This is a genomic window from Sphingobium yanoikuyae (assembly GCF_034424525.1).
In the GTDB taxonomy this organism is placed as follows: domain Bacteria; phylum Pseudomonadota; class Alphaproteobacteria; order Sphingomonadales; family Sphingomonadaceae; genus Sphingobium; species Sphingobium yanoikuyae.
This window is the reverse complement of record NZ_CP139979.1, coordinates 4,750,983-4,774,110: the sequence shown is the minus strand read 5'-3', so window position 1 is coordinate 4,774,110 and position 23,128 is coordinate 4,750,983. Positions and strand designations below refer to the sequence as shown.

General features: G+C 65.6%; 21 protein-coding genes and 1 pseudogene. 10 read left to right on the top strand and 12 right to left on the bottom strand.

The window, feature by feature from the left end:
• Positions 1–140: 140 nt before the first annotated feature.
• From crtY to U0025_RS22185, 4 genes are read left to right on the top strand one after another with little or no spacing between them, the layout of a single operon-like run.
• Entirely contained in the window at positions 141–1,289 is a 1,149-nt protein-coding gene (gene crtY / locus U0025_RS22200) for a lycopene beta-cyclase CrtY (protein WP_004209780.1), read from the top strand.
• Entirely contained in the window at positions 1,289–2,770 is a 1,482-nt protein-coding gene (locus U0025_RS22195) for a phytoene desaturase (RefSeq protein WP_004209778.1), read from the top strand. The genes crtY and U0025_RS22195 overlap by 1 nt, the downstream gene beginning before the upstream one ends.
• Positions 2,771–2,801: 31 nt before the next feature.
• On the top strand, positions 2,802–3,383 hold the full coding sequence (locus U0025_RS22190) for an LOG family protein (RefSeq protein ID WP_004209776.1): 582 nt from the start codon (positions 2,802–2,804) through the stop codon (positions 3,381–3,383).
• 54 nt (positions 3,384–3,437) lie between these two features.
• Positions 3,438–4,427 (top strand): phytoene/squalene synthase family protein, encoded by a 990-nt coding sequence (locus U0025_RS22185; RefSeq protein WP_004209774.1) that lies wholly within the window; start codon positions 3,438–3,440, stop codon positions 4,425–4,427.
• A gap of 102 nt (positions 4,428–4,529) precedes the next feature.
• Here the strand turns inward: U0025_RS22185 and U0025_RS22180 are convergent, their stop codons facing one another.
• Positions 4,530–4,997 (bottom strand): tetratricopeptide repeat protein, encoded by a 468-nt coding sequence (locus U0025_RS22180; protein WP_217653167.1) that lies wholly within the window; start codon positions 4,995–4,997, stop codon positions 4,530–4,532.
• A 506-nt stretch (positions 4,998–5,503) separates the two neighbouring features.
• Here U0025_RS22180 and U0025_RS22175 point away from each other — a divergent pair.
• The gene (locus tag U0025_RS22175; RefSeq protein WP_004209772.1) at positions 5,504–5,776 is read left to right on the top strand and encodes a metal/formaldehyde-sensitive transcriptional repressor; all 273 of its coding nucleotides are present in this window, start codon (positions 5,504–5,506) and stop codon (positions 5,774–5,776) included.
• Positions 5,773–6,794, top strand: a pseudogene (gene dmeF, locus U0025_RS22170) (CDF family Co(II)/Ni(II) efflux transporter DmeF). Before U0025_RS22175 ends, dmeF begins: the two are co-directional and overlap by 4 nt.
• Before the next feature lie 187 nt (positions 6,795–6,981).
• Here the strand turns inward: dmeF and U0025_RS22165 are convergent.
• From U0025_RS22165 to U0025_RS22155, 3 genes are all read right to left on the bottom strand, one after another.
• Positions 6,982–7,410: a protein tyrosine phosphatase family protein gene (locus U0025_RS22165; RefSeq protein WP_004209769.1), complete on the bottom strand. Its 429-nt coding sequence runs from the start codon at positions 7,408–7,410 to the stop codon at positions 6,982–6,984.
• Positions 7,411–7,543: 133 nt separating this feature from the next.
• Entirely contained in the window at positions 7,544–9,316 is a 1,773-nt protein-coding gene (gene recQ, locus U0025_RS22160; protein ID WP_004209767.1) for a DNA helicase RecQ, read from the bottom strand.
• A gap of 197 nt (positions 9,317–9,513) precedes the next feature.
• Entirely contained in the window at positions 9,514–9,834 is a 321-nt protein-coding gene (locus tag U0025_RS22155) for a hypothetical protein (protein WP_004209764.1), read from the bottom strand.
• A gap of 38 nt (positions 9,835–9,872) precedes the next feature.
• Here U0025_RS22155 and U0025_RS22150 point away from each other — a divergent pair, with 38 nt between their 5' ends.
• The gene (locus U0025_RS22150; protein ID WP_004209762.1) at positions 9,873–10,997 is read left to right on the top strand and encodes a serine hydrolase domain-containing protein; all 1,125 of its coding nucleotides are present in this window, start codon (positions 9,873–9,875) and stop codon (positions 10,995–10,997) included.
• On the opposite strand, the gene U0025_RS22145 is transcribed toward U0025_RS22150, so the two are convergent.
• From U0025_RS22145 to U0025_RS22120, 6 genes are all read right to left on the bottom strand, one after another.
• Positions 10,994–11,779 carry a PhzF family phenazine biosynthesis protein gene (locus U0025_RS22145; protein ID WP_004209761.1) on the bottom strand — a complete coding sequence of 262 codons (786 nt, stop codon included), beginning with the start codon at positions 11,777–11,779 and terminating at the stop codon, positions 10,994–10,996. The two genes, U0025_RS22150 and U0025_RS22145, sit on opposite strands and share 4 nt — an antisense overlap.
• Before the next feature lie 215 nt (positions 11,780–11,994).
• Complete coding sequence (locus U0025_RS22140; RefSeq protein ID WP_004209760.1) at positions 11,995–13,776, bottom strand: SLC13 family permease; 1,782 nt, start codon at positions 13,774–13,776, stop codon at positions 11,995–11,997.
• A gap of 262 nt (positions 13,777–14,038) precedes the next feature.
• Positions 14,039–15,112 (bottom strand): chorismate synthase, encoded by a 1,074-nt coding sequence (gene aroC, locus U0025_RS22135; RefSeq protein ID WP_004209758.1) that lies wholly within the window; start codon positions 15,110–15,112, stop codon positions 14,039–14,041.
• Between the two features lie 27 nt (positions 15,113–15,139).
• A complete protein-coding gene (gene fabI / locus U0025_RS22130) occupies positions 15,140–15,946 on the bottom strand; it encodes an enoyl-ACP reductase FabI (RefSeq protein WP_004209757.1) in 807 nt (268 codons plus the stop codon).
• Positions 15,943–16,866 (bottom strand): YihY/virulence factor BrkB family protein, encoded by a 924-nt coding sequence (locus U0025_RS22125; protein WP_004209756.1) that lies wholly within the window; start codon positions 16,864–16,866, stop codon positions 15,943–15,945. The genes fabI and U0025_RS22125 overlap by 4 nt, the downstream gene beginning before the upstream one ends.
• A gap of 56 nt (positions 16,867–16,922) precedes the next feature.
• On the bottom strand, positions 16,923–17,843 hold the full coding sequence (locus tag U0025_RS22120) for a DnaJ C-terminal domain-containing protein (protein ID WP_004209755.1): 921 nt from the start codon (positions 17,841–17,843) through the stop codon (positions 16,923–16,925).
• 136 nt (positions 17,844–17,979) lie between these two features.
• Between U0025_RS22120 and pdxH the strand changes: the two genes are divergently transcribed.
• Together pdxH and U0025_RS22110 are read left to right on the top strand one after the other, a co-directional pair.
• The gene (pdxH, locus tag U0025_RS22115; protein WP_004209754.1) at positions 17,980–18,555 is read left to right on the top strand and encodes a pyridoxamine 5'-phosphate oxidase; all 576 of its coding nucleotides are present in this window, start codon (positions 17,980–17,982) and stop codon (positions 18,553–18,555) included.
• A gap of 179 nt (positions 18,556–18,734) precedes the next feature.
• On the top strand, positions 18,735–20,066 hold the full coding sequence (locus U0025_RS22110) for a dicarboxylate/amino acid:cation symporter (RefSeq protein ID WP_004209753.1): 1,332 nt from the start codon (positions 18,735–18,737) through the stop codon (positions 20,064–20,066).
• 64 nt (positions 20,067–20,130) lie between these two features.
• Here the strand turns inward: U0025_RS22110 and U0025_RS22105 are convergent, their stop codons facing one another.
• Complete coding sequence (locus U0025_RS22105) at positions 20,131–21,015, bottom strand: bestrophin family protein (protein WP_004209752.1); 885 nt, start codon at positions 21,013–21,015, stop codon at positions 20,131–20,133.
• Positions 21,016–21,152: 137 nt separating this feature from the next.
• On the opposite strand from U0025_RS22105, the gene U0025_RS22100 reads away from it, so the two are divergent.
• Positions 21,153–22,481: a dicarboxylate/amino acid:cation symporter gene (locus U0025_RS22100; RefSeq protein WP_004209751.1), complete on the top strand. Its 1,329-nt coding sequence runs from the start codon at positions 21,153–21,155 to the stop codon at positions 22,479–22,481.
• Here the strand turns inward: U0025_RS22100 and U0025_RS22095 are convergent.
• Entirely contained in the window at positions 22,444–23,013 is a 570-nt protein-coding gene (locus U0025_RS22095) for an NADPH-dependent FMN reductase (RefSeq protein WP_004209750.1), read from the bottom strand. The genes U0025_RS22100 and U0025_RS22095 overlap by 38 nt on opposite strands.
• Positions 23,014–23,128: the final 115 nt, after the last annotated feature.

Genomic DNA, 23,128 nt, shown 5'->3' with positions numbered 1-23,128 from the left:
CCCACCCCGCTGCGACTAACGCGCTGCGCGCGCAAGTCTCGCTACCCCTCCCGTTTACGGGAGGGGAATGGCAGGAAACCACCCATCCCAGCCGGACCGTCCGGCTTTGCCTTTGGCGTCGGCGTCGCTAACAGGGGTTGGTGGCTGATCTGGAATGCGATCTTGCGATTATCGGCGGGGGCCTTGCCGGGGGGCTGATCGCGCTTGCCTTTGCCGAGCGGCGGCCGGGTACGCGCATCCTGTTGATCGAGCAGGCCGATCATGTCGGCGGCAATCATATCTGGTCCTTCTTCGACGGGGATGTGGATGCGCGCGACCGCTGGCTGGTCGATCCGCTGGTCAGCAGCCGCTGGTCGCAGGGGCATGAAGTGCGCTTTCCCGGCTATCGGCGGCAGCTCGACACCCCCTATAACAGCATCGCCTCCCCCCGTTTCGACGCGCATGTGCGGGCGGCGCTGGGCAATCGCCTGCTGACCGGTGCTCGGGTGGCGACGATCGGCCGGCAATTTCTGGTGCTGGAGGATGGGCGGCGGATCAGCGCGCCTGCGATGATCGATGCGCGCGGCGCGGGCGATCTGTCGGCGCTGCGCTGTGGTTGGCAGAAATTCGTCGGGCAGACGCTGCGGCTGGCACAGCCGCACGGAATCGCGTGGCCGGTGATTATGGACGCGACGGTGGCGCAGATCGACGGCTATCGCTTCGTCTATCTGCTGCCGCGCGACGCCCGGACGATCTTTGTCGAGGATACTTATTATAGCGACGGGCCGGCGCTGGACGCGGAAGGGATCGCGGAGCGGATCGCCGCCTATGCGCAGGCGCAGGGTTGGCAGGTGGAGGAAGTTATCCACAGCGAGAGCGGGGTGCTGCCGGTGGTGCATGGCGGCGATTTCGACCGCTACTGGCCGGTCGATGACCCGGTCGCGCGGGCCGGGGTGAAGGCGGGGCTGTTCCAGCCGATGACCGGCTATTCGCTGCCCGATGCGGTGCGATTCGCGACCTGGCTGGTGGAGCAGCCGCTGAAGGGCCTGCCGGCGGCGACGCGGACCTATGCTGCGACGCACTGGAAGAAGGGGCTTTATTATCGGCTGCTTGGCCGGATGCTCTTCGGTGCTGCGGCGCCGGACCAGCGCTGGCGCATCTTTGCCCGGTTCTATCGGCTGCGGCCGGGGCTGATCCAGCGCTTTTACGCCGGGCGATCGACCATCGCCGATCGCATCCGCATCTTGTGCGGGCGTCCCCCGGTGCGCATAAGGGATGCCATGCACGCATTGCTGAACCCACCCGCCTGATGGAGCGGAAAGCGATTGTCATTGGCGCGGGCTTTGGCGGCCTAGCGCTGGCCATCCGTCTGCAGTCGGCCGGGGTGGCAACCACCCTGATCGAGGCGCGCGACCGCCCCGGTGGCCGCGCCTATATGTGGGAGAAGGACGGCTTCACCTTCGACGCGGGGCCGACGGTCATCACCGATCCGGCCTGCCTGGCCGAATTGTGGCGCCTGTCGGGGAACGACATGGCGCAGGATGTCAGCCTGGTGCCGGTGTCGCCCTTCTACCGGCTCAACTGGCGCGACGGCACCAATTTCGACTATTCCAACGACGAGGTGGCGCTGCGCGCGCAGATCGCCAAGCTCAATCCCGAGGATGTCGCGGGCTATGAGCGGTTCCTCGACTATGCCGACGGCGTCTATGAGGAGGGCTATCGCAAGCTCGGCTCGGTCGCCTTCCTCGACTTCGCCTCGATGGTGCGGGCGGGGCCGAGCCTTGCCAAATATCAGGCCTGGCGATCGGTCTATTCGATCGTGTCGAGCCATGTGAAGGACGAGAAGCTGCGCCAGGCGCTGTCCTTCCACAGCCTGCTGGTCGGCGGCAATCCGATGACGACCAGCGGCATCTATGCCCTGATCCACAAGCTGGAGAAGGATGGCGGCGTGTGGTTCGCCAAGGGCGGCACCAACCGGCTGGTGCAGGGCATGGCGACCCATTTCGAGCGGCTGGGCGGCGTGCTGCGGCTGGGCGACGCGGTGGTCGAGATCGAGACCCATGGCGACCGGGCCGTGGCGGTGCGCACCGCGTCGGGCTGGCGCGGGGAGGCGGACGCGATCGCCAGCAATGGCGATTTGATGCACAGCTATCGCGATCTTCTGGGCCATCACCCGCGCGGGCAGAAGCAGGCGGAAAAGCTGCAGCACAAGAAATGGTCGCCCAGCCTGTTCGTGCTGCATTTCGGCATCAAGGGCAGCTGGCCGGGTATTCCCCACCATATGATCCTGTTCGGCCCGCGCTATGAGGGGCTGCTGACCGATATCTACAGCCATGGCGTGCTGCCGGCCGATTTCTCGCTCTATCTGCACCACCCGACCGTCACCGACCCGTCGATGGCGCCGGAAGGCTATTCGACCTTCTATGCGCTCGCCCCGGTGCCGCACATGGGCAAGCTGCCGATCGACTGGGACCGCTTCGCGCCGGCCTATGCCGAGCGCATCCTGGACGAGATTCAGCATCGGCTGATCCCCGACATACGATCGCGCATCGTGACCCAGTTCCATTATGCGCCGAGCGACTTTGGCCGCGACCTCAATGCCCATCTGGGCAGCGGCTTCAGCGTGGAGCCGCTGTTGACCCAGAGCGCCTGGTTCCGCGCCCATAATCGCGACGATGTCATTCCCAACCTTTATCTGGTAGGGGCCGGCACCCATCCCGGCGCGGGCATCCCCGGCGTGGTGGGCAGCGCCAAGGCGACCGCGGCGCTGATGCTGCAGGACATGGCTTGAGGAGCGCGCGGCGCTTCGGGACTGGAAGATGATGAAAAGACTGGCTGTTTATTGTGGTTCGGCGACGCCGGCCGACCTCACCTATATCGACGCGGCGCGCCATGTCGGCCGCACCCTGGCACAGCGCGGAATCGGCGTCGTCTATGGCGGCGGGCGGCTGGGCCTGATGGGCGCGGTGGCGGATGCGGCGCTGGAAGCGGGCGGCGAGGTGATCGGCGTGATCCCCGAGGCGCTGGTCGGCGCCGAAGTCGCGCATCGCGGCTGCACCGAATTGCACGTCGTCCAGACCATGCACCAGCGCAAGCAGCTCTTCACCGACCTGTCGGACGGTTTCGTCACGATTCCGGGCGGCGTCGGCACGATGGACGAGCTGTGGGAAGCGATCAGCTGGGCGCAGCTGGGCTATCACAACAAGCCGGTCGGCCTGCTCAATGTCGCAGGCTTCTATGACCAGTTGATCGGCTTCAACCGGCAGATGGTGGAAGCCGGCTTCATCCGGCCGCAGCATGCCGGCATCATGATCCATGATGACAGCATCGAGGGGCTGCTGGACCAGATGGTCGCCTATCAGCCGCATGAGACGATCTTTGCGATGAAGGCCGCACGGCTCTGAAATAATATTCCCCTCCCGCTTGCGGGAGGGGTTAGGGGAGGGCATGTCCGCTTCATGGACTTAACAGGCCCTCCCCCGGCCCCTCCCGCAGGCGGGAGGGGAGAATGGAATCGCCCCGCCCTGATCGCCCATGCCCGCGACAGCATTGCACGGGGCTCGAAGAGCTTTGCCATGGCGTCGAAGCTGTTCGACCCGGTGACGCGCGAGCGGGCCTGGCTGCTCTATGCCTGGTGCCGCAAATGCGACGATATCGCCGATGGGCAGGACCATGGCGGGACGATGCGCGGCGTCGCCGACGGGCAGGCGCGGCTGTCGACCCTGCGGGTGCTGACCGATGCGGCGCTGCGCGGCGAGCCGACCGGCGACCCGGCCTTTGACGGCTTTGGCGTCGTCATGCGCGAATGCGCGATCCCGCACCGTTATGCCCATGACCTGCTGGAGGGCTTTGCGCTCGATGCGCGCGACTGGCGGCCGCGCAGCGAGGCAGACATGCTGCGCTATTGCTATCATGTCGCGGGCGCCGTGGGCTGCATGATGGCGGTGCTGATGGGGGTCGATCCCGATAATGAGGCGACGCTGGACCGCGCCTGTGACCTGGGCATCGCCTTCCAGCTCGCCAATATCGCCCGCGACATCAGCGAGGATGAACTGGCCGACCGCTGCTACCTGCCGGTCGAATGGCTGGTGGAAATGGACATGCCGCCCGGCGAGCATATGAAGCCCTGGCTGCGGCCGAAGCTGGCGATATTGGGCCGGCGGCTGGCCGACATGGCGGCGGCCTATGAGGACAGCGCGCGCCATGGCACCGGCGCGCTGCCGGCGCGGGCGGCCTGGGCAGTGCTGGCGGCGGCGGGCATCTATGGCGACATCGCGCGCGAAGTCGCGCGGCGGGGCGAGCATGCCTGGGACCATCGCGTGGTGACGCCGGCGCGCGAGAAGCTGGGCTGGGTGATCCGCGCGGGACGACAGGTGCCGGGACGGGCGCGGCGCTGGCCGGCAGGGGCAGCGCGGTCTGCCAGGTTGTGGACGCGGCCAACTGTCTGACTGGGGTGGATAGGCGATGGTCCGGTTTGGAGGAGATAATCGACCATAGCTGACGCTGCGCGAAGAAAAATCGTTCGGCAACATTCACCCCAAGTCGGTCGTTCAGTCTAGCGCCGCTCTGGTGCGAAGAAAGGACAGGTATCGTTGATCTTCGGTGGCAAACAATTCCGCTCCAGCACCCATATAAGCCCGCATCAACTCGTCGGCAGCGCGATCATGCTCACCCATATCGAGTAGCACCTGACCCAGTCTAAGATGAAGGAATGGATTGCCTACCGCGTCGGGACAAACCATCGCGTATTCCAGCGCCTCTTTCGCTGAGGTGTTGTAGTTTGCGAGAAACGCCGCGTCACCGATTGCCGCCAAAATCCAAGTGGACGCATTCCATTGGCTCTTTGGTTCGGGAACGATCTCCCATGCTCGATTATATTCGGCGATGGCTTCTTCATACCTTCCAGCAGAGGCGAGTGCATCACCATCGGCGCAAAAATGCTGGATCGCGTCATGGACGGTCGATGATAGTTCTGCGGTCGTCATTACGACTAAGGGTAGTCGGATGCTGCCCATCACTCAATGACTGCTTTCCACCAGATTTGGCTATTCGGCGTTCGACCTGCCATTTTGATGAGCGGCAGGTTTCGGGATGCGGATAGCAATGATCAAGTGCCTGCGTCTGGTCGTTAGTTGCCATCCTCCCGTCCGTCATGCCGGGCCTGGCCCGGCATCCCGCTTTCCTACCCGGCCTTTCTCTGATCTACCCTGGGCGATGGACACCCGCTCCACTTTCCAGCCCTCGCCGCCAAGCCGCTGTCGCCCGACCGGCGCGCAAATGTCGTTTTCCTGTCGCCTCGTTGTCCTCTCCCTGTCGCGTCGAAGGCGCGTCATCCTGACCCGGTTGTCGCGCGCCTGTCGCTTCATTGGCGCGTGGCAGGCGCTTGGCCGGCGCATTGGCCCGAATTTACCCGCACGACACTGTGAACTTCGACTGTCGCGTCGATTCTCGGCTCCAACTGGCGCCCCCGCTCCATCCCCCCACGCCTTGCTCAACTTATCCACATAGTATAGGGGGGTATCCTATGCACATCATCGCGGATCGGGACAAATTGCTGGCGCGGGTGCGCCGCATTGCGGGGCAGGTCAGCGCCGTCGAGCGCCAGCTGGCGGGCGATGCCGGCTGCTCGGAAACATTGCAGCTGGTCGCCTCGGTGCGCGGCGCGGTCGGCAGCCTGATGGAGGAGCTCATCGAGCAGCATATGCGCGAACATGTCGCCCGCCCCGGCCTGACCGACGAAGCGCGCACGGCCGCCACCGAAGAAATGCTGGCGCTGATCCGCCGCTACGGGAAATGACGATGCACGACGATCACGCCCATGCGCACCATCATCATGGCGCCGGATGCGACCATGACCATGCGCATCATCCCGCCCCGGCCGCCCCGCCGCCGACCGACCAGGATGGCGAGGAACGCCATTATTTCGACCATATCTATCTGAGCGCCGGGCATGACAAGAATGCCAGGCGCACGCTGTGGGTCGTCTGGCTGACCGCCGCGACCATGGTGGTGGAAATCGCCTTTGGCTGGATCACCGGGTCGATGGCGCTGCTGGCCGATGGCTTCCACATGGCGACTCATGCCGGCGCGCTGGCGGTGGCCGCCGCCGCCTATAGCTATGCCAGGCGCCATGCCCGCAATCCGCGCTACACCTTCGGCACCGGCAAGGTCGGCGACCTGTCCGGCTTCGCCTCCGCGCTGCTGCTGCTGCTGACCGCGCTGTTCATCGCGGTCGAATCGGGCATGCGCCTGTTCGAGCCGGTGCAGGTCGCCTTTGGCGAGGCGACCCTGGTCGCGATCATCGGCCTGGTCATCAATCTGGTCAGCGCCCTGCTGCTCGGCCACGACCACAGCCATGATCATGGGCATAGCCACGCGCATGACGACCATGATCACGACCACAAGGGGGGCCATGCCGACAATAATCTGCGCGCCGCCTATGTCCATGTGCTGACCGACGCGCTGACGTCGGTGCTGGCGATCGCCGCGCTGCTGGCTGGCCGCTATCTCGGCTGGTGGTGGCTCGACCCGGCGGTCGGCCTGCTCGGCGCGGTGGTCATCGCCCGCTGGGCCTGGGGCCTGATGAAGGACACCGCCGCCATCCTGCTCGACACCGCCGAACCCGCGCTGATGCCAGGGTGCGCGGCCTGGTCGAAGCCGAAGGCGCCACCATCCGCGACCTCCATGTCTGGCGCATCGGCCCGCACGCCCATGCCGCGATCATCAGCCTGGCGCCCGGCGCCGACGGGCCGAAGGTCCGCGAACGAGTGCGCAGCCTGCCGCGCATGGAACATGTCACGGTGGAGTGCGGCTGAGCGTCCGCTTGAGAAAGCCGGTTCCGGCCCGCTCCCCCGCCCTGTCCTACAGAGCCGGGCCCATGTTAGGCTGCGCCCGGCTCTTTCCCATCGTCCGGCGTCCCCTCGCAACATGATTTCCTACTTGCGTAAGGAAATGTCGAAATGTGCGGGAAATATGCGAAGTTAAGCGGACGAAATCCTATTTTCAGGCGGGCTTCAACGCATCCATGATCTGGCGCACCGGGCCAAGATCATAGCCCGCAGCCGTCGCCTGCGCCGACAGCGCGTCGGCATCGTCACCGGCCCGCGCGCGGGTCAGCGCCCACAGCAGGGTGCTGCGCGTGCCCGACCGGCAATAGGCCAGGATCTTGCCCTCGCCCGCCTGCTCGATCGCGGCGGCCATGCCGTCGAGCTGCCAGGGGGCGAAGCCGCCATGGGCGACCGGCACGGCGGCATAGGCGACGCCGGCGTCGATCGCCGCTGCCTCGACCGCGGCACCGTTGGTCTGGCCCGGTTCCTCGTCATCGGGACGGTTGTTGATGATCATGGTCACGCCCAGCGCCTTGGCGGTCTCCACCTGATCGACGCTGATCTGGGGCGAGACATAGAGGCGGTCGGTCAGCTGGCGGAACATAGGCAAATCTCCTTCGCCCCCGCCATGCGCCCGCCCGCCACAGGATTCAAGCGTCTGCACGCCCAACCGGCATCGATGCCCCGCCATCCGTTCGTTTCGAGCCTATCGAGAAACGGGGCCACACGCTCATCCGCTACAGATAGGGCCGGATCGCCGCCAGGAAGGCGTCGCCATAGGCGTCCAGCTTCTTCTGCCCGACGCCGCTCACCATGCCCAGCTCATGGATGGTCGCCGGCCGCTGCTCGGCCATCTCGCGCAGCGTCGAATCATGGAAGATGACATAGGGCGGCACCCCGGCATCCTGCGCCAGTTCGCGGCGACAGGTGCGCAGCGCATCGAACAGCGGATCGCCGACCGGATTGGCATCGCTGCCATTGCGGGCATTGCGCTTCTTCCGCTCGCGCCGCGGCGGCACCAGGATGCGCACTTCCTCCTCGCCGCGCAGGATCGGCCGGGCATTGGGGCCGAGCATCAGCCCGCCATGCTCCGTCGTCTCCAGCGCGTCCCGCACCAGCAGCGCCCGCGACACCGGCCGCAGCAGCGTCGTCTCATCGCCATCGACGATCGCATAGACGGAAATCTTGTCATGTCCGCGCTCGCGAATCTTGTCGGTGACGGCGCCGCTCAGCACCGCCTCGATATGGCCCGCGCCAAAGCTCTGGCCGGTGCGATAGACCGCCGACAGATATTTGCGCGCGGTCTCTGTCGCGTCGACACTGGCCGGCGGAGTCAGGCAATTGTCGCAATTGCCGCAGGTCGCCGGCGGATTCTCGCCAAAGTGCCGCAGCAGGATCGCCCGGCGGCAGGTCGCGGTTTCCACCAGCGCCCCCAGCGCCGCGATCCGCGCCCGCTCGCCCTGCTGGCGCGCCGGTTCCAGCTCCATGATGCGCTGGCGGGCACGGGCGAAATCCTCCGCCCCCCAGAAGAGATGCGCGATCGCCGGCTCACCATCGCGGCCGGCGCGGCCCGATTCCTGATAATAGCCCTCGATCGACTTGGGCAGGCCGGCATGGGCGACGAAGCGCACGTCAGGCTTGTCGATCCCCATGCCGAAGGCGACGGTGGCGACCATCACCATATCCTCGCTGGCGATGAAGGCGGCCTGGTTGGCGGCGCGCTGGGCCGGGTCCATGCCGGCATGATAGGCACGCACCGCCCGGCCACCGCGCCCCAGCGTCTCGGCCAGCTTCTCGGTCGCGGCGCGGGTCGGCGCATAGACCACGCCCGGCCCCGGATTGGCGGCGAGCAGATCGGCAAGCTGCCGGGTCAGTCCATCGCGCGGATGGACGGCATAGCGGATATTGGGCCGATCGAAGCCCGAGATGATGAGGCCATCCTCAGGAATGCCGAGCTGGACCAATATGTCCTTGCGCGTATGCGCGTCCGCCGTCGCCGTCAGCGCCAGCCGCGGGACATCGGGAAATTCATCGAGCAGCGGCCGCAGCAACCGATAGTCGGGGCGGAAATCATGCCCCCATTCGGACACGCAATGCGCCTCGTCGATCGCAAACAGGGCGACCTTCGCCGAGCGCAGCAGATTGCGGAACCCTTCGCCGCTCGCCCGTTCCGGCGCGACATAGAGCAGGTCCAACTCGCCATTGCGCAGCCGGTCCTGCGTCTCGCGCCAGTCGGCATCGACACTGGTCAGGCTGGCGGCGCGGATGCCCACAGCGGTCGCCGCGCGCAGCTGGTCATGCATCAGCGCGATCAGCGGCGAGACCACGACGCAACAGCCATCGAGCGCCACGGCCGGCAGCTGGTAGCAGAGCGACTTGCCCGCGCCGGTCGGCATGATCGCCAGGGTCGGCTGCCCCGCCATGACCCGGCCGACCACCTGTTCCTGCACCCCGCGGAACGTCGTGAAGCCGAAAATATCGTGGAGCAGCGTGGGAATGTCGCGGGGCATGGACCGGCCTTAGCGAGTCAGGGCCACAGGTGCCAGTAGCGCGGAGTGTCTGTTTGAGATGCACCAGATGGCGCATTCCGGCACCAGCCCGCTCCCCCACCCGGCCACCCAACGGCAGTATTCTATGGGTGGCCGGGTGGGGGAGCGGGCTGGTGCCGTATCAGAAATCGCTCTTTCGCGATTTCTCAAACACGCGCTTAGCCTGCCGGGTCGAGCAGACAGCCCCAGCCCGGCTTGAAGCGCGCGGTGCGCGACGCCAGCAGCGGGACATGCGCCTCGACCGCCCGCTCCTCCGGCTTGTCGGTCAGCCGCACCATCGCCATGCCCGGCTCCTTGTCGCCCTGGCAGCTGCCCATGGCGCGACCCTCGACATAGCGGCAGGAGCAGGTCAGCCGCGCACCATAGGCCGATCCGAGCTGCGCGCGGGCACGCAGGGTCGACCAGTTCCACGCCAGCGCCGCCAGCAGCGCGAAGAGGATCAGTCCGGCGACGATCCACCATTTACCACGAACCGCCATGGTCCTTCTTCCCGCCTCCATGCTAAGGGCGCCGGCTTATGCAGATCGAGAAGCGAATCGTAAAGCGCCTTGCCATGGGTGCCGGGCTGGTGGCGCTCGTCCTCGCCGGCACGCTGGCGGGGCGCGCGGCCCATGCGCCCGAGCCCGTCTATAGCGTGTCCACCGACGCGGTGGTCAGCGCGAGCGCGCTGCGCGGCGCGATCGATCCGCTGTTCGACGACAAGGAGATGGGCGAAACCCGCGCCCTGCTGGTCATGCGCGATGGCAAGGTGATTGCCGAACGCTATGCCCCCGGCATCACCCCCGACACGAAATTGCTGTCCTGGTCGATGGCCAAGAGCGTGACCGCGGTGCTGGTCGGGCTGATGGTGTCGGACGGACGGTTGGCGCTCGATTCGCCAGTGCCGGTCGCGGCCTGGAGCCAGCCGGGCGATCCGCGCGGCCGCATCACCCTGCGCCAGTTGCTGTCGATGACCTCGGGCCTCGACCATGCCGAGGATGGCGAACCGATCACCGACGGCGACACCGTGCGCATGCTGTTCATGGACGGCGCGCAGGACATGGCGGCCTATGCCGAATCCAAGCCGCTCGCGCATGTTCCCGGCGAGACATTTTCCTACTCCACCGGCAGCACGATGATCCTGTCGGACCTGATGACCCGGATGCTGACCAACAGCCCCCATCCCGACGTCCGCCGCCGGGCGATGCAGATGTTCATCGACGGCCGGCTGAAGGCACCGGGCAAGCTGTCCAGCCTGACCCCGGAATATGACGCCAATGGCGCGCTGATCGGCGGATCGATCATGCACATGACCGCGCGCGACTATGGCCGCTTCGGCGAATTGCTGCGCAACCATGGCCGCTCCCCCAACGGCCATCAGATCGTGCCGGAAAAATGGGTCGACTATATGCGCGCGCCCTCGCCCCGGAATGCGGCCTATGGCGCCCATCTCTGGCTCAACCGGGACAGCCGCGAGAGTGCGCTGATGCCCGGCCTCGCCTCGGCCAGCCTGTTCGGCTGCGTCGGCCATAATGGCCAATATATATTGGTCGCGCCCGGCCAGCGGCTGACAATCGTGCGGATCGGCATGTCGCCCAAGAAGGAACAGCGCGCCGCCGTGAAGGCGCAACTGGCCCGGCTGATCGGCCTCTTCCCCGGTTAAAGGGTGAATATGCCCTCGATCACCGTGCGACAGGCGCCGGTCATCACCACCCGGTCGCCCTCCAGCCGGCAGCCGAGCCGCCCACCCCGCGCCGACGCCTGATAGGCGCTGATCGCATCCTTTCCGAGCCGCTCGGCCCAATAGGGCGTCAGCAGGCCATGGGCCGATCCGGTCACCGGATCTTCGTCGATCCCGCCGCCAGGCACGAAGACGCGACTGATGATGTCGCTGTCGTCGCCCGGCGCGGTCGCCATCAGCAGATTGTCGCCCAGCTTGCGCAGGGTCGCGAAATCAGGCTCCAGCGCACGGATCGCATCGGCGTCGCGATAGACGAAGATCGCATAGCCACCCTCGCGCCAGCGTGTCTCGACGATGTCCCCGCCCATCCCCGCCGCCAGCTCCGGCAGCGGCCTGGGCGCGCTGGTCCAGGCCGGCAACGACAGTTCATAGCCCTCGCCCGCACGGGTCACGGTCAGCACCCCGGCATGGCGCGTGCGAAAACGGATGGTATCGCCCTGCATCAGCACATGCCCGCTCGCCAGCGTGGCATGGCCGCACAGCTTCACCTCGACCTCCGGGGTGAACCAGCGCAGCGCATAATCGGCCTCCGCATCGTCCGGCGTCGGCACGGTGAAGGCGGTTTCCGACAGGTTGTTTTCCGCCGCGATCGCCTGCAGCACCGCATCGTCGAGCCAGGCGTCGAGCGGCATCACCGCCGCCGGATTGCCGGTGAAGGGCGCGTCGGCAAAGGCGTCGACCTGGGTGAAGCGAAGGCGGGTCATGGCGATACTCCTGATGGATCGCCGCCTTCATGCCGGGCCCGCATCTGTGCCGACAGGGCCGGATGCGGGCAATTGGTCCCTTGGCAGGTACGTTTAAAATCCCGTTCGGGCTGAGCGAAGTCGAAGCCATCCACTGAGCGGAGCGAAGTGCCCTCCCGTCGGTCGGGTGAGCCCTTCGACTTCGCTCAGGGCGAACGGCGATAGACGGCGCGACGCTAGCCCAAAATGACCAACGCCGAACAAACCGCAACCCCGACGATCAAGTTGAGCGGCACGCCGATGCGCACGAAATCGGCGAAGCGATAATCGCCCGCAGCATAGACAAGCGCATTGGTCTGATAGCCGATCGGCGTCGCGAAACAGGCCGATGCGCCGATCATCAGAGCAATCACCAACGGACGCGGATCGGTTCCCAGCTGATGCGCCAGCGCGATGGTGAGCGGGGTCAGCAGCGCCGCGACCGCATTGTTGCTGAGCAGTTCCGACAGGATCAGCGCCGCAAAATAGACGATGAAGACCAGGCTCCATTGCGGTGCGACCTGCATCAGCGGCGTGATCCAGCCGACCATCAGCGCGACGCTGCCCGCCTGTTCCAGCGCCAGGCCGACCGCCAGCATGGCAAAGATCAGGATCAGCACATCGCCGTCGATCGCCGCCCAGGCTTCCTCCGCATCGATGCAGCGGGTGACCAGGATCACGCCCACCGCGATGAAGGCGGCCAGGCCGATGCCGATCACGTCGAGCGCCGACAGGATCACCACCGCGGCCATCGCCAGGATCGCGATCCATGCCTTGCGCGGGCGGAAGGCGCGCGTCCGGCTGATGTCGACGCCGATCAGATTGGGATTGTCCTTCAGCGAACGCATCGCGTCATCGCTGCCCGCCACCAGCAGCCGGTCCGCGCCGCGCACCCGCGTATCGGCCAGGTCCGGGCCGGGCAGATGGCGGGCGCGATGGATGCCGATCAACCGGACGCGCAGGGCATGGAGGAAGGGAATGTCGATCAACCGCTCGCCGATCGAGGGATGACTGGGCGCGACCATCGCTTCGATCACCGTGCCCTCGCGCGCGGAGGTTTCGGAATCGGCGGCAATGCCCAGTTCGAAATCGCCCGATTCGCGCAGGGTCATGATCGCCGTGCCATCGGCGCGGACGATCAGCCGGTCGCCGATATGCAGTTCCTCCTGCTCCAGGTCGTGGCGTCGTATCTCGCCCGCCCGCTTGAGCCCGATCAAGGTGACCGAGCGGCCGAGCACGGACAACTCGCCAATCTCCCGCCCGACCACCTCGCTGTCCGGCGTCACGACCAGTTCGGTCAGATATTCCTGCACATTGCCGCCATTCTCGCCGGCAATCGAGGGCGGGTCGCTGGGCAGCAGGAAACTGAGGCAGGCCAGGCCGATGACGCCGGCAATGGTGCCGGCCAGGCCATAGGGAGTGATATCGAAAATGCCGAAGGGCTGCATGCCCTGTTCGGCCGCGATGCCCGCGACGATCAGGTTGGTCGATGTGCCGATCAGGGTAACGCAGCCGCCCATCACCGCCACCGCATTCATCGGGATCAGCAGCTTCTTGACCGGATAGGCGGTCGCCTGCGCCAGCCGGAACATGATCGGGATCAGCAGCACGACGACCGGCGTGTTGTTGAGGAAGGCGGACAGCAGCACCGTGCCCACCGCAACCTCCACCAGCGCCAGCCGCGGATGCTTCTGCGCCCGCACCATGACCAGATCGGCGATGCGGTTGATCGTGCCGGTGCGGATAAGCGCGCCCGACAGCACGAACATCGCGCCCACGGTCAGCGGCGCGCTGTTCGAAAAGACGGAGAAGAGCGATTTCTCGTCGAGCAGGCCGAGCAGCGCGAAGGCACAGGCACCCAGCACGGAAACGACGGTCGGAGAATAGCGTTCGCGCACGAAGGCGACGAACATGCAGGCGAGAATGACCAGGCCGATTTCCGCGCGGTAAATGCCCAATAGCGCGGTGATGAAATGCATCTCGTCTTGCCCCCGTTCGATCGCGTGATCGCGTCTCTAACGGAGGTGAAACGAAATGGGCCAGCCATGGTTGCATGGCTGGCCCGTGTCGCGGCGTCAGGGGACGTTTTGACCGTCAATCCACGCATAGCGTGCTGACGCTCCCCAGGCTTACGCTCTGCCGCTCACCCTCCCGCGGGTGACCATGTCATCCTAGCGTAACATGGGTGAGTCGTCTCGCATCTTTTGCATATTCGGCGCGCGATTGGCGCGGTTCGGCGCGTCAGTCGGCCCCGCACTGGGCGCGGTGCAACAGCTTCTGGTCGGCCAGCACCAGCGCCATCATCGCTTCGACCACCGGCACGCCGCGAATGCCGACGCATGGGTCATGACGGCCCTTGGTGATGATGTCCGACGCATCGCCTTCGCGGGTCACCGTCTCGACCGGAATCAGGATCGAACTGGTCGGCTTGAAGGCGATCCGCACCTTGACCGGCTGGCCGGTCGAAATGCCCCCAGCGATGCCACCGGCATGATTGGCCAGGAAGACCGGGCCATCGGCGCCGGGCCGCATCGGATCGGCATTCTGCTCGCCGCGCAGCCGGGCAGCGGCGAAGCCGTCGCCAATCTCCACACCCTTGACCGCGTTGATGCTCATCATCGCGCTCGCCAGTTCGCTGTCCAGCTTGGCATAGAGCGGCGCGCCCCAGCCGACCGGCACGCCGCTGGCCACGCATTCGACCACTGCGCCCAGCGACGAGCCATCCTTGCGCGCGCCATCGACCAGCGCTTCCCAGCGCACCGCGGCTTCGGCGTCAGGGCAGAAGAAGGGATTCTGGCCGATCTGCGCCGCGTCGAAATTGCCATAGTCGATCGCGTCGCCGCCGATCTCGCTTACATAAGCGAAGATATCGACTTCCGGGATGACCAGCCGCGCCACCGCACCGGCCGCAACCCGGCTGGCGGTTTCGCGCGCCGAGGAGCGCCCACCGCCACGATAGTCGCGAAAGCCATATTTGGCGTCATAGGTATAGTCGGCATGGCCGGGGCGATAGGCCTTGGCGACTTCCGAATAATCCTTCGATCGCTGGTCGGTATTCTCGATCATCAGGCTGATCGGCGTGCCGGTGGTCTTGCCCTCGAACACGCCCGACAGGATGCGCACCTCATCGGGTTCGCGCCGCTGGGTCGTGAACTTCGACGTGCCCGGCTTGCGCAGGTCGAGCCAGGGCTGGATGTCCGCCTCGCTCAATGCCAGGCCCGGAGGGCAGCCATCGACCATCGCGCCGATCGCCGGCCCATGGCTCTCGCCCCAGGTCGAGAAGCGGAAGACGCGACCGAATGTGTTGAAGCTCATATCCGTTCCAATCCGGTCGCGTCGTTCTTACTTGTCCAGCGCGATGTCGGGCGCGTCTTCGGCCTTCATGCCGATGACATTATAGCCCGCGTCGACATGGTGGATCTCACCCGTCACGCCCGAAGCGAGGTCCGACAGCAGGTAAAGGCCGGCACCGCCGACATCGTCGATCGTCACGTTGCGACGCAGCGGCGAGTTCAGCTCGTTCCACTTCATGATGTAGCGGAAATCACCGATGCCGCTGGCGGCCAGCGTCTTGATCGGTCCGGCCGAGATCGCGTTGACGCGGATATTTTCCGGGCCCAGGTCCATCGCCAGATATTTGACGCTGGTTTCCAGCGCCGCCTTGGCCACGCCCATGACGTTGTAATGGGGGATGACCTTTTCCGCGCCATAATAGCTCAGCGTCAGCAGGCTGCCGCCTTCCTTCATCAGCTTGCGCGCGCGGGCCGCGACGGCGACGAAGCTGTAGACCGAGATGTTCATGGTCATCAGGAAATTGTCGAGGCTGGTGTCGGCATAGAGGCCGCGTAGCTCATTCTTGTCGGAAAAGCCGATCGCATGGACGACGAAGTCCAGCTTGCCCCAGCGCGCCTCGATCTCGGCAAAGGCCTCGTCCAGCTTCGCCATGTCGGATACGTCGCAGTCGATCAGGAAGTCCGAACCCAGCTGTTCCGCCAGCGGCTTGACGCGCTTGGCCAGCGCCTCGCCCTGGTAGGAGAAGGCCAGTTCCGCGCCCTGCGCATGCAGTTGCTGCGAAATACCCCAAGCCAGCGACTTGTCGTTCGCCAGCCCCATGATGAGCCCGCGCTTTCCCGCCATCAAGCCTGTCATATCGTCGTTCCGTTCCCTTTGTCCTGCACGGTGCCGGCTGCTTCGTCTTCCGGAAATTCCGCCAGTGCCGCATTCAATTCGGCGCCAATTACCACGCCAAGCCCCACGAGAAAGAAAAAAATGAGGGTGATCATGACACCGGCCAGACTGCCATAGGTCCGGTCATAGCCGCCCAGCATCGACAATGTGACCGGCAATAGCAGAGTGACGGCATACCACCACAGCGCGGTGGCGACGGCGCCGGGCCATTTGGGAAAGCGCTTGTCACGGTAGAGCGACGGGGTCAGCGAGACATAGAGCGAGTGGAGCGCGACGCATAATATCGCCATCGGCACCAGCTTGGCCGAGGAAACCCAGGCGATCGCCTCATCCGCGAAGGGCAGCAGCCGGTGGAGCAGCTGGTCCACCGCCGTTATCATCACCTGCATCGAAAAGGCGAACATCACCGCCAGCACGCTGACCAGCGTGATCCCGACCGACGCCAGCCGATAACGCCAGAAGGGCTTGGTGCTCTTCGTCCCATAGGCGCGGCGCAATATGTCGCGGATCGTCTCAATCAGGCTGCCCACGGTCCAGAGCCCCACCAGACCGCCGAACCAGAGCAGATTGCCGGAACGCGCCTGTAACACATCGCTGATCGGCTGGCGCACGACATCGGCAACGCCGCGCGGCACGGTATAGAGAAAGGCATTCACCGCCGACAGCCCGTCCGACGTGCGGCCAAAGACGCTGGCGACGGCGGCGGCGACGATGAAGAAGGGAAACAGCGTCATCAGCGAGAGATAGGCCAGGTTCCCCGCATGGATGAACCCGTCGCTATAGACGCCTACCATCACCCGCTTGGCGATCTCGAAGCTGCGCGATCCCGGCCGGACCCGATCGATCTGGCGATGGAATTTCTCCTGCGCCTGCGCCGCCATATGGCGGCGCGACTCCGGACTATAGGGGGAAGGCAGCGGCACCCTTGCCGAACGTCCTAGACGCCCAGATGGGTCCGCACCGCGCGACCATCCTGCCAATCCTCAACCAGCTGGAGGATCACCGGATCATCGGCAGGCACGTCGATCAGCAAGGTCACAAGCTGGTCGCCGCGCTGGCCGTCCTTGCCGGTAAAGCCCTTGCCGCGCAGGCGCAGCGTCTTGCCCGATGTGGTGCCGGCCGGCACGCCCAGCATCACCGGGCCATCGACGGTCGGCACCTTCACCTTGCCGCCCTTCACCGCCTCGTTGATGGTGATCGGCAAATCGAGCAGCACATTGTCGCCGTCGCGCTTGAAGAAGGGATGCAACTTCACCTCGATGGTGACGATCGCGTCGCCCGCACCGCCCGCGCCCGGCTGCCCCTTGCCGGTCAGGCGCATCTGCGTGCCGGTCTCGACCCCGGCGGGCAGCTTCAGGTCGATCGTCTTGCCGTCCTGCAGGGTGATGCGCTGCGGCGCCAGCGTCGCCGCATCAACGAACTGCACCGCCAGCCGATAGGCGACATTGGCCCCCTTGGCGGGCGGCGCGCCGCGACCAAAGCCGCCGAAGCCGCCGCCTCCCCCGGCGCGACGGCCCGCACCGCCGAACAGGCCTTCGAAAATATCGCCGAAATCGGCGCCGCCCTCGTTGAACTCGAACCCACCGGGACGGCCACGCCCGCCGCCACCGCCACCAAAGCCGAAGGGCGCGGTCGGATTGCCATCGGCATCGATCTCGCCCCGGTCGAAGCGGGCTCGCTTGTCCTTGTCCGACAGCAGGTCATAGGCGTTGGTCACGGCCGAGAATTTCTCTGCCGCCTTGGGATTATCCTGATTCTTGTCGGGGTGATATTGCTTGGCCAGCTTGCGATAGGCGGACTTGATCTCCGCTTCGCTCGCGCTGCGCGCCACACCCAGAGTGGAATAGGGATCCGCCATCTATCATCCTGTTATGCTGAAACCGGTATTTGCCGCATCACGGCCATATCGCCCCTATGTGGCCGAAGGCCGGGCCTCGTTCAAGCTGCGGCGCATCCGTATCGACAGTGCGGTGCCGGGAATCTAAGGCAGGGGCATGACCGATCCCTTCGCCCTTTTCGACGAGTGGTATGCGCAGGCGCGCGAGACCGAACTCAATGACAGCAACGCCATGGCGCTGGCCACGGCCGATGCACAGGGCCGCCCGTCGGTCCGCATGGTGCTGCTCAAGGGCCATGGCCCCGACGGCTTCATCTTCTACACCAATTTCGAAGGGCGCAAGGCGGGCGACCTGCTCGCCAATCCGCATGCCGCCCTGCTGTTCCACTGGAAGTCGGTGCGCCGCCAGATCCGGATCGAGGGCAGTGTCGGCCCGGTCGACGACGCCACCGCCGACGCCTATTTCGCCACCCGCAGCCGCGACAGCCAGCTGGGCGCCTGGGCCTCCGACCAGTCCCGCCCGCTGCCCTCGCGCGCCGTCTTCATGGATCGCTATGAAGAGGTGCGCGCCCGGTTCGAAGGTGGCCCGGTGCCGCGCCCACCCCACTGGTCGGGCTTCCGCCTGACCCCGGAACGGATCGAGTTCTGGCAGGATCGCGAGCATCGCCTGCATGAACGGCGCGTCTTCTCCCGCCAGGAAAATGCCTGGAACGAGGGGCTTCTCTACCCCTGAGCGAGCACCATGCCATTGTCCTGCCGTAAAACAGGGCGCGGAATATGGTGGCTCATTCGTCTATCCCCGCACAGTCCAAGCCTGCCCGATTGCGGGCTGGCCGGGCGCCTGTTAGGTGTCACCACCCAGCAGAACAGAATGAATGCGCGGGCGGACCGCTCGCTGGCTAGAGGAATATAATGCGAAATCGACTGACGGCCTACATCCTGACAGGCATGGTCCTGGGCGTGATCGTGGGCTTCGTGGCCAATCTCTGGGTCGGCGGGGATGAAGCGCTGGCCAAGGATGTGGCGGGCTATTTTCACCTTCTGGCCGACATCTTCCTTCATCTGATCAAGATGATCATCGCACCGCTGGTCTTTTCCACGCTGGTCGCGGGCATCGCCCATATGGGCGACAGCGCGGCACTGGGGCGGATCGGCGGGCGCGCGCTCGCCTGGTTCATCATCGCCAGCCTCATTTCGCTGACCTTGGGCCTGATCTTCGTCAATTTCTTCGAGCCGGGTGCCGGCCTCAACCTCGTCCGGTCGGGCGCGGATGCTGGCGTCAACACCGAAGCGCTCAACTTCCGCGACTTCATCCTGCACGTCTTCCCGACGTCGATGATCGGCGCGATGGCGGACAACCAGATCCTGCAGATCGTCGTCTTCTCGCTGTTCGTCGGCGTGGCGCTGACCGCCATCGGCGAAAAGGGCAAGCCGATCATCACCGTGATCGAAGCGCTGGTCGAACTGATGCTGCAGGTCACCGGCTATGTCATGCGGGTCGCGCCGCTCGCCGTGTTCGGCGCCCTCGCCTCGTCGGTGACGGTGCAGGGCCTGGGCGTGCTCAAGACCTATGGCGCACTGGTCGGCGAATTCTACATCGCCCTCATCTGCCTGTGGGTGCTGCTGTTCGGCGCGGGTGCGATTTTCCTCGGCAAGCGGATGTTCAAGCTGATCCGTTATGTCCGCGAGCCGATCCTGATCGCCTTCTCGACCGCCTCGTCGGAAGCCGCCTATCCCAAGATGCTGGAACAGCTCGACCGGTTCGGCGTGCCGCGCCGCATCTACAGCTTCGTGCTGCCGCTGGGCTACAGCTTCAACCTCGACGGCTCGATGATGTATGCGACCTTCGCGACCATCTTCATCGCCCAGGCCTATGGCATCGACCTGCCGATCGCGACCCAGATCACGATCCTGCTCGTCCTGATGGTCACCAGCAAGGGCATCGCCGCCGTGCCGCGCGCCTCGCTGGTCGTGGTCGCCGCCACGCTCGGCCAGTTCGACCTGCCGGTCGAGGGCGTCGCCTTCATCCTGGCGGTCGACCATTTCATGGACATGGGCCGCACCGCCACCAACGTGCTGGGCAATGCCATTGCCACCTCGGTCATCACCAAGTGGGAAGGTATGCTGGAGGTGGAGGAGCCGGTCGACGTGCCCCATCCCAAGGCGCCGGCCCATACCCCGTCCCATGGCCGGGCCGGGCTGGAACTGGCCTCCGACATGGTCGACGAAGACCGCAAGGGATAAGCCCGCGCTTCAATGCCAAAGAAAAAGCCCCGCCTGCATCATGCCGGCGGGGCTTTTTGTTACCTTACCACAGGACACCACGCACCGGCGTGACAGGATCTGGCGCCGGATCGCCGATCGACTGGAGCAGGTCGATCTCGATCGTCCGGCACATCGCGGTCAGCGGCACGTCATGCACGCTGTCGGCAAAGGGATCGGTCAGATCATCGCCGATCCGTAGCACCGCCATGAACATCAGCCCCGCCACCGTCGATCCCAGTGGCGTGGCCAGGCCCAGCGTCTCGACCAGCCCGATCGGCAGCAAAATGCAGAAAAGATGGGTGAAGACCACCGGCAGCAGTCGATATTGGAAGGGCAGCGGCGTGTTCTTCAGTCGCTCCATCCCGCCCTGGGCATTGGCAATGTCGACCAGCACCTTTTCCATCTGGGTCTGCTGGATGGTATCGATCCAGCCTTCCCGCCGCGCCATGTCGATCCGCCGACCGGTGCTGTCGAGCAGACCATTGGCCGGATTGGCCCGCGCCAGCGCCTTGCCCTTGTCCTCCTCGCGCAGGAATTTGGTCACATCCTCGCCGATCGTCTGGCGCCGCAACTGGCAGCGCAGCGCATTCACATAGGCGATCTGGCGCTTGACGATTTCGCGCTTGAGGTCGCGGGCCTCCGGGTCGGGCAGGAAATTGCGCGCAGAACGCGCCAGGCTGCGTGAGGCGTTGATCATCGCCCCCCACAATGTGCGCCCTTCCCACCAGCGCTGGTAACTGCTGTTCGACCGGAAGCCCAGGAACAGGGCGAGGGCCGAACCGAAAATGGTGAGCGGCAGCGAAGGGGCCTTGAACGGCAACAGATAATAAGCGGCCGTGACCGCACAGTCCCACACGAACAGCGCGGTCAGCGGTTTCCACACTTCCGATGCGATCCGGCGCATGCTGGGGACGGCATCAACGATCATGCAAGACTCCTTCTGGTGAACCGGCCCAACGCCCGAGCATGCGGCTATGCTCCGTCGATGCCCTAACGAAACGAAATATTGCCGGCCGCGCAACCCGCTTCCGCATGGCTCGTTGGTCGGGAGGAAGAGGAGAGGTCATGAGTGGTTCGGGCACAGAAGAACTGGCGGGCCGGCGCGCGGCCTTCTCGCTACAATGGCAGATGCTGGCCGGCTTCCTGATCGGCCTCGCCGCCGGGCTGGTCGCCTATGCCGTAACCCCCGGCGCGCCCTGGATCGATGCGGTCACCCGCTATCTCACCGGCCCGATCGGCCAAATCTTCCTGCGGCTGCTGTTCATGCTGGTGATCCCGCTGCTGGTCTCCGCGCTGATCGTCGGCATCGCCGAAATGGGCGAGATGCGCTCGCTGCGCCGGGTGGGGCTGCGCACTCTTCTCTACACGCTGATCGTGTCGGGCATAGCCGTCGTCATCAGCCTTGCGCTGGTCAATCTGCTGCAACCGGGCAGCGGCGTCGATCCGGCGCAGGCGCGCGCACTGCTGGCCGATGCGGGCCAGGGGGCCAAGGCGATCCTCGATCGCGGTGCCGACACGCCCACCGGCATGCAGGCGCTGATCGCGATCGTCCCCGACAATGTGATCGCGGCGATGGCCGACAATGACATATTGGCGGTGATGGTCTTCGCCCTCTTCTTCGGCATCGGGCTGGTGCTGGTGCAGACGAAGGAAACGAAGCTGCTGCTCGACGCGATGGAGGGTCTGTTCGCGGTGACGATGCGCCTCATATCGATCGTCATCCGCCTGGCGCCGATCGCCATCGCCTGCTTCATGTTCAACCTCGCCGCCCAGTTCGGCTGGGACTTGCTGCTGCGCCTGTCCGCCTATGTCGGGGTCGTGCTGCTGGCGCTCGCGATCCAGATGTTCGGCATCTATTCGCTGCTGATCGGCCTGCCGGCGCGCCGATCGCCGCTGCGCTTCTTCGCCGCCGTGCAGGAAGCAAGCGTCATGGCCTTTGCCACCGCCTCCTCCAACGCCACCCTGCCAACCGCCATCCGCGTTGCGGAAGAGAAGCTGCACCTGCCGCGCCGCATCGCCCGCTTCGTCCTCACCATCGGCGCCACCGCCAACCAGAATGGCACGGCGATGTTCGAGGGGATCACCGTCCTGTTCCTCGCCCAATTCTTCCATGTCGACCTCAGCCTTGGCCAGCAGTTGATGGTGATGCTGGTCTGCATATTGGGCGGGGTCGGCACGGCAGGCGTGCCCGCCGGGTCGCTGCCGGTGGTGGCGATGATCCTGGCGATGGTCGGCATCCCGCCCGAGGGGATCGGGCTGGTGCTGGGCGTCGACCGGCTGCTCGACATGTGCCGCACCGCGCTCAACGTCACCGGCGACCTGGTGGCCGCGACGGTGATATCGGCGCGCGAGGAGATCAGCGCCGTGCCTTCGCCGCCTGCGCCCACCAGATGAGCGTGTCGGCGAAACCGGCAAAGCCCCGATCCAGCGCCGCGCCGCCCTCCCCCTGGGGCCGGGCCTGCTCGTCCAGCACCTGCCCGATCTGGCCGACGCTCAGCCGCTCCGGCATCACCGCCATGCCCATGGCGGACAGCGTCACCGTCCAGTCGGCATGGCTGTTCACCCCGGCAAAACGCCCCATCGAGTAACTGGCGATCGCGGCCGGCCGGCGGTCGAACTCCTTGAGATAATGGTCGACCAGATTCTTGAGACCCGGCTGCATGCCGCGATTATATTCGCCCGCGACGAAGACGAAGGCATCGGCAGCGGACAGACGCTCGGCAAGATGCGCCATGGCGGGGGGCGCCTCGCCGGCCGGGTAGTCGCTATAGCGCAGGTCGAGCATCGGCAGGCCGACCGCCTTGGCATCGACCAGTTCCGCCTTGTGCCCCAGCCCCTCAAAGCTGCGGATTAAATAGTCGGCCAGCCGGATACCGAGCCGGCTGCGCCTATAGGAACCGTAGAGGACGAGGATGTCGAGTGCCATGCGGAGCCTCCTGTCTGGATGTCGACAGACTTGTCGCATCCCGCCCCGATCGGGTCCAGCCGGCCTTCTAATCTTTCAATATTTCATGATGCGAAATTGCATTTCACATGGCGGA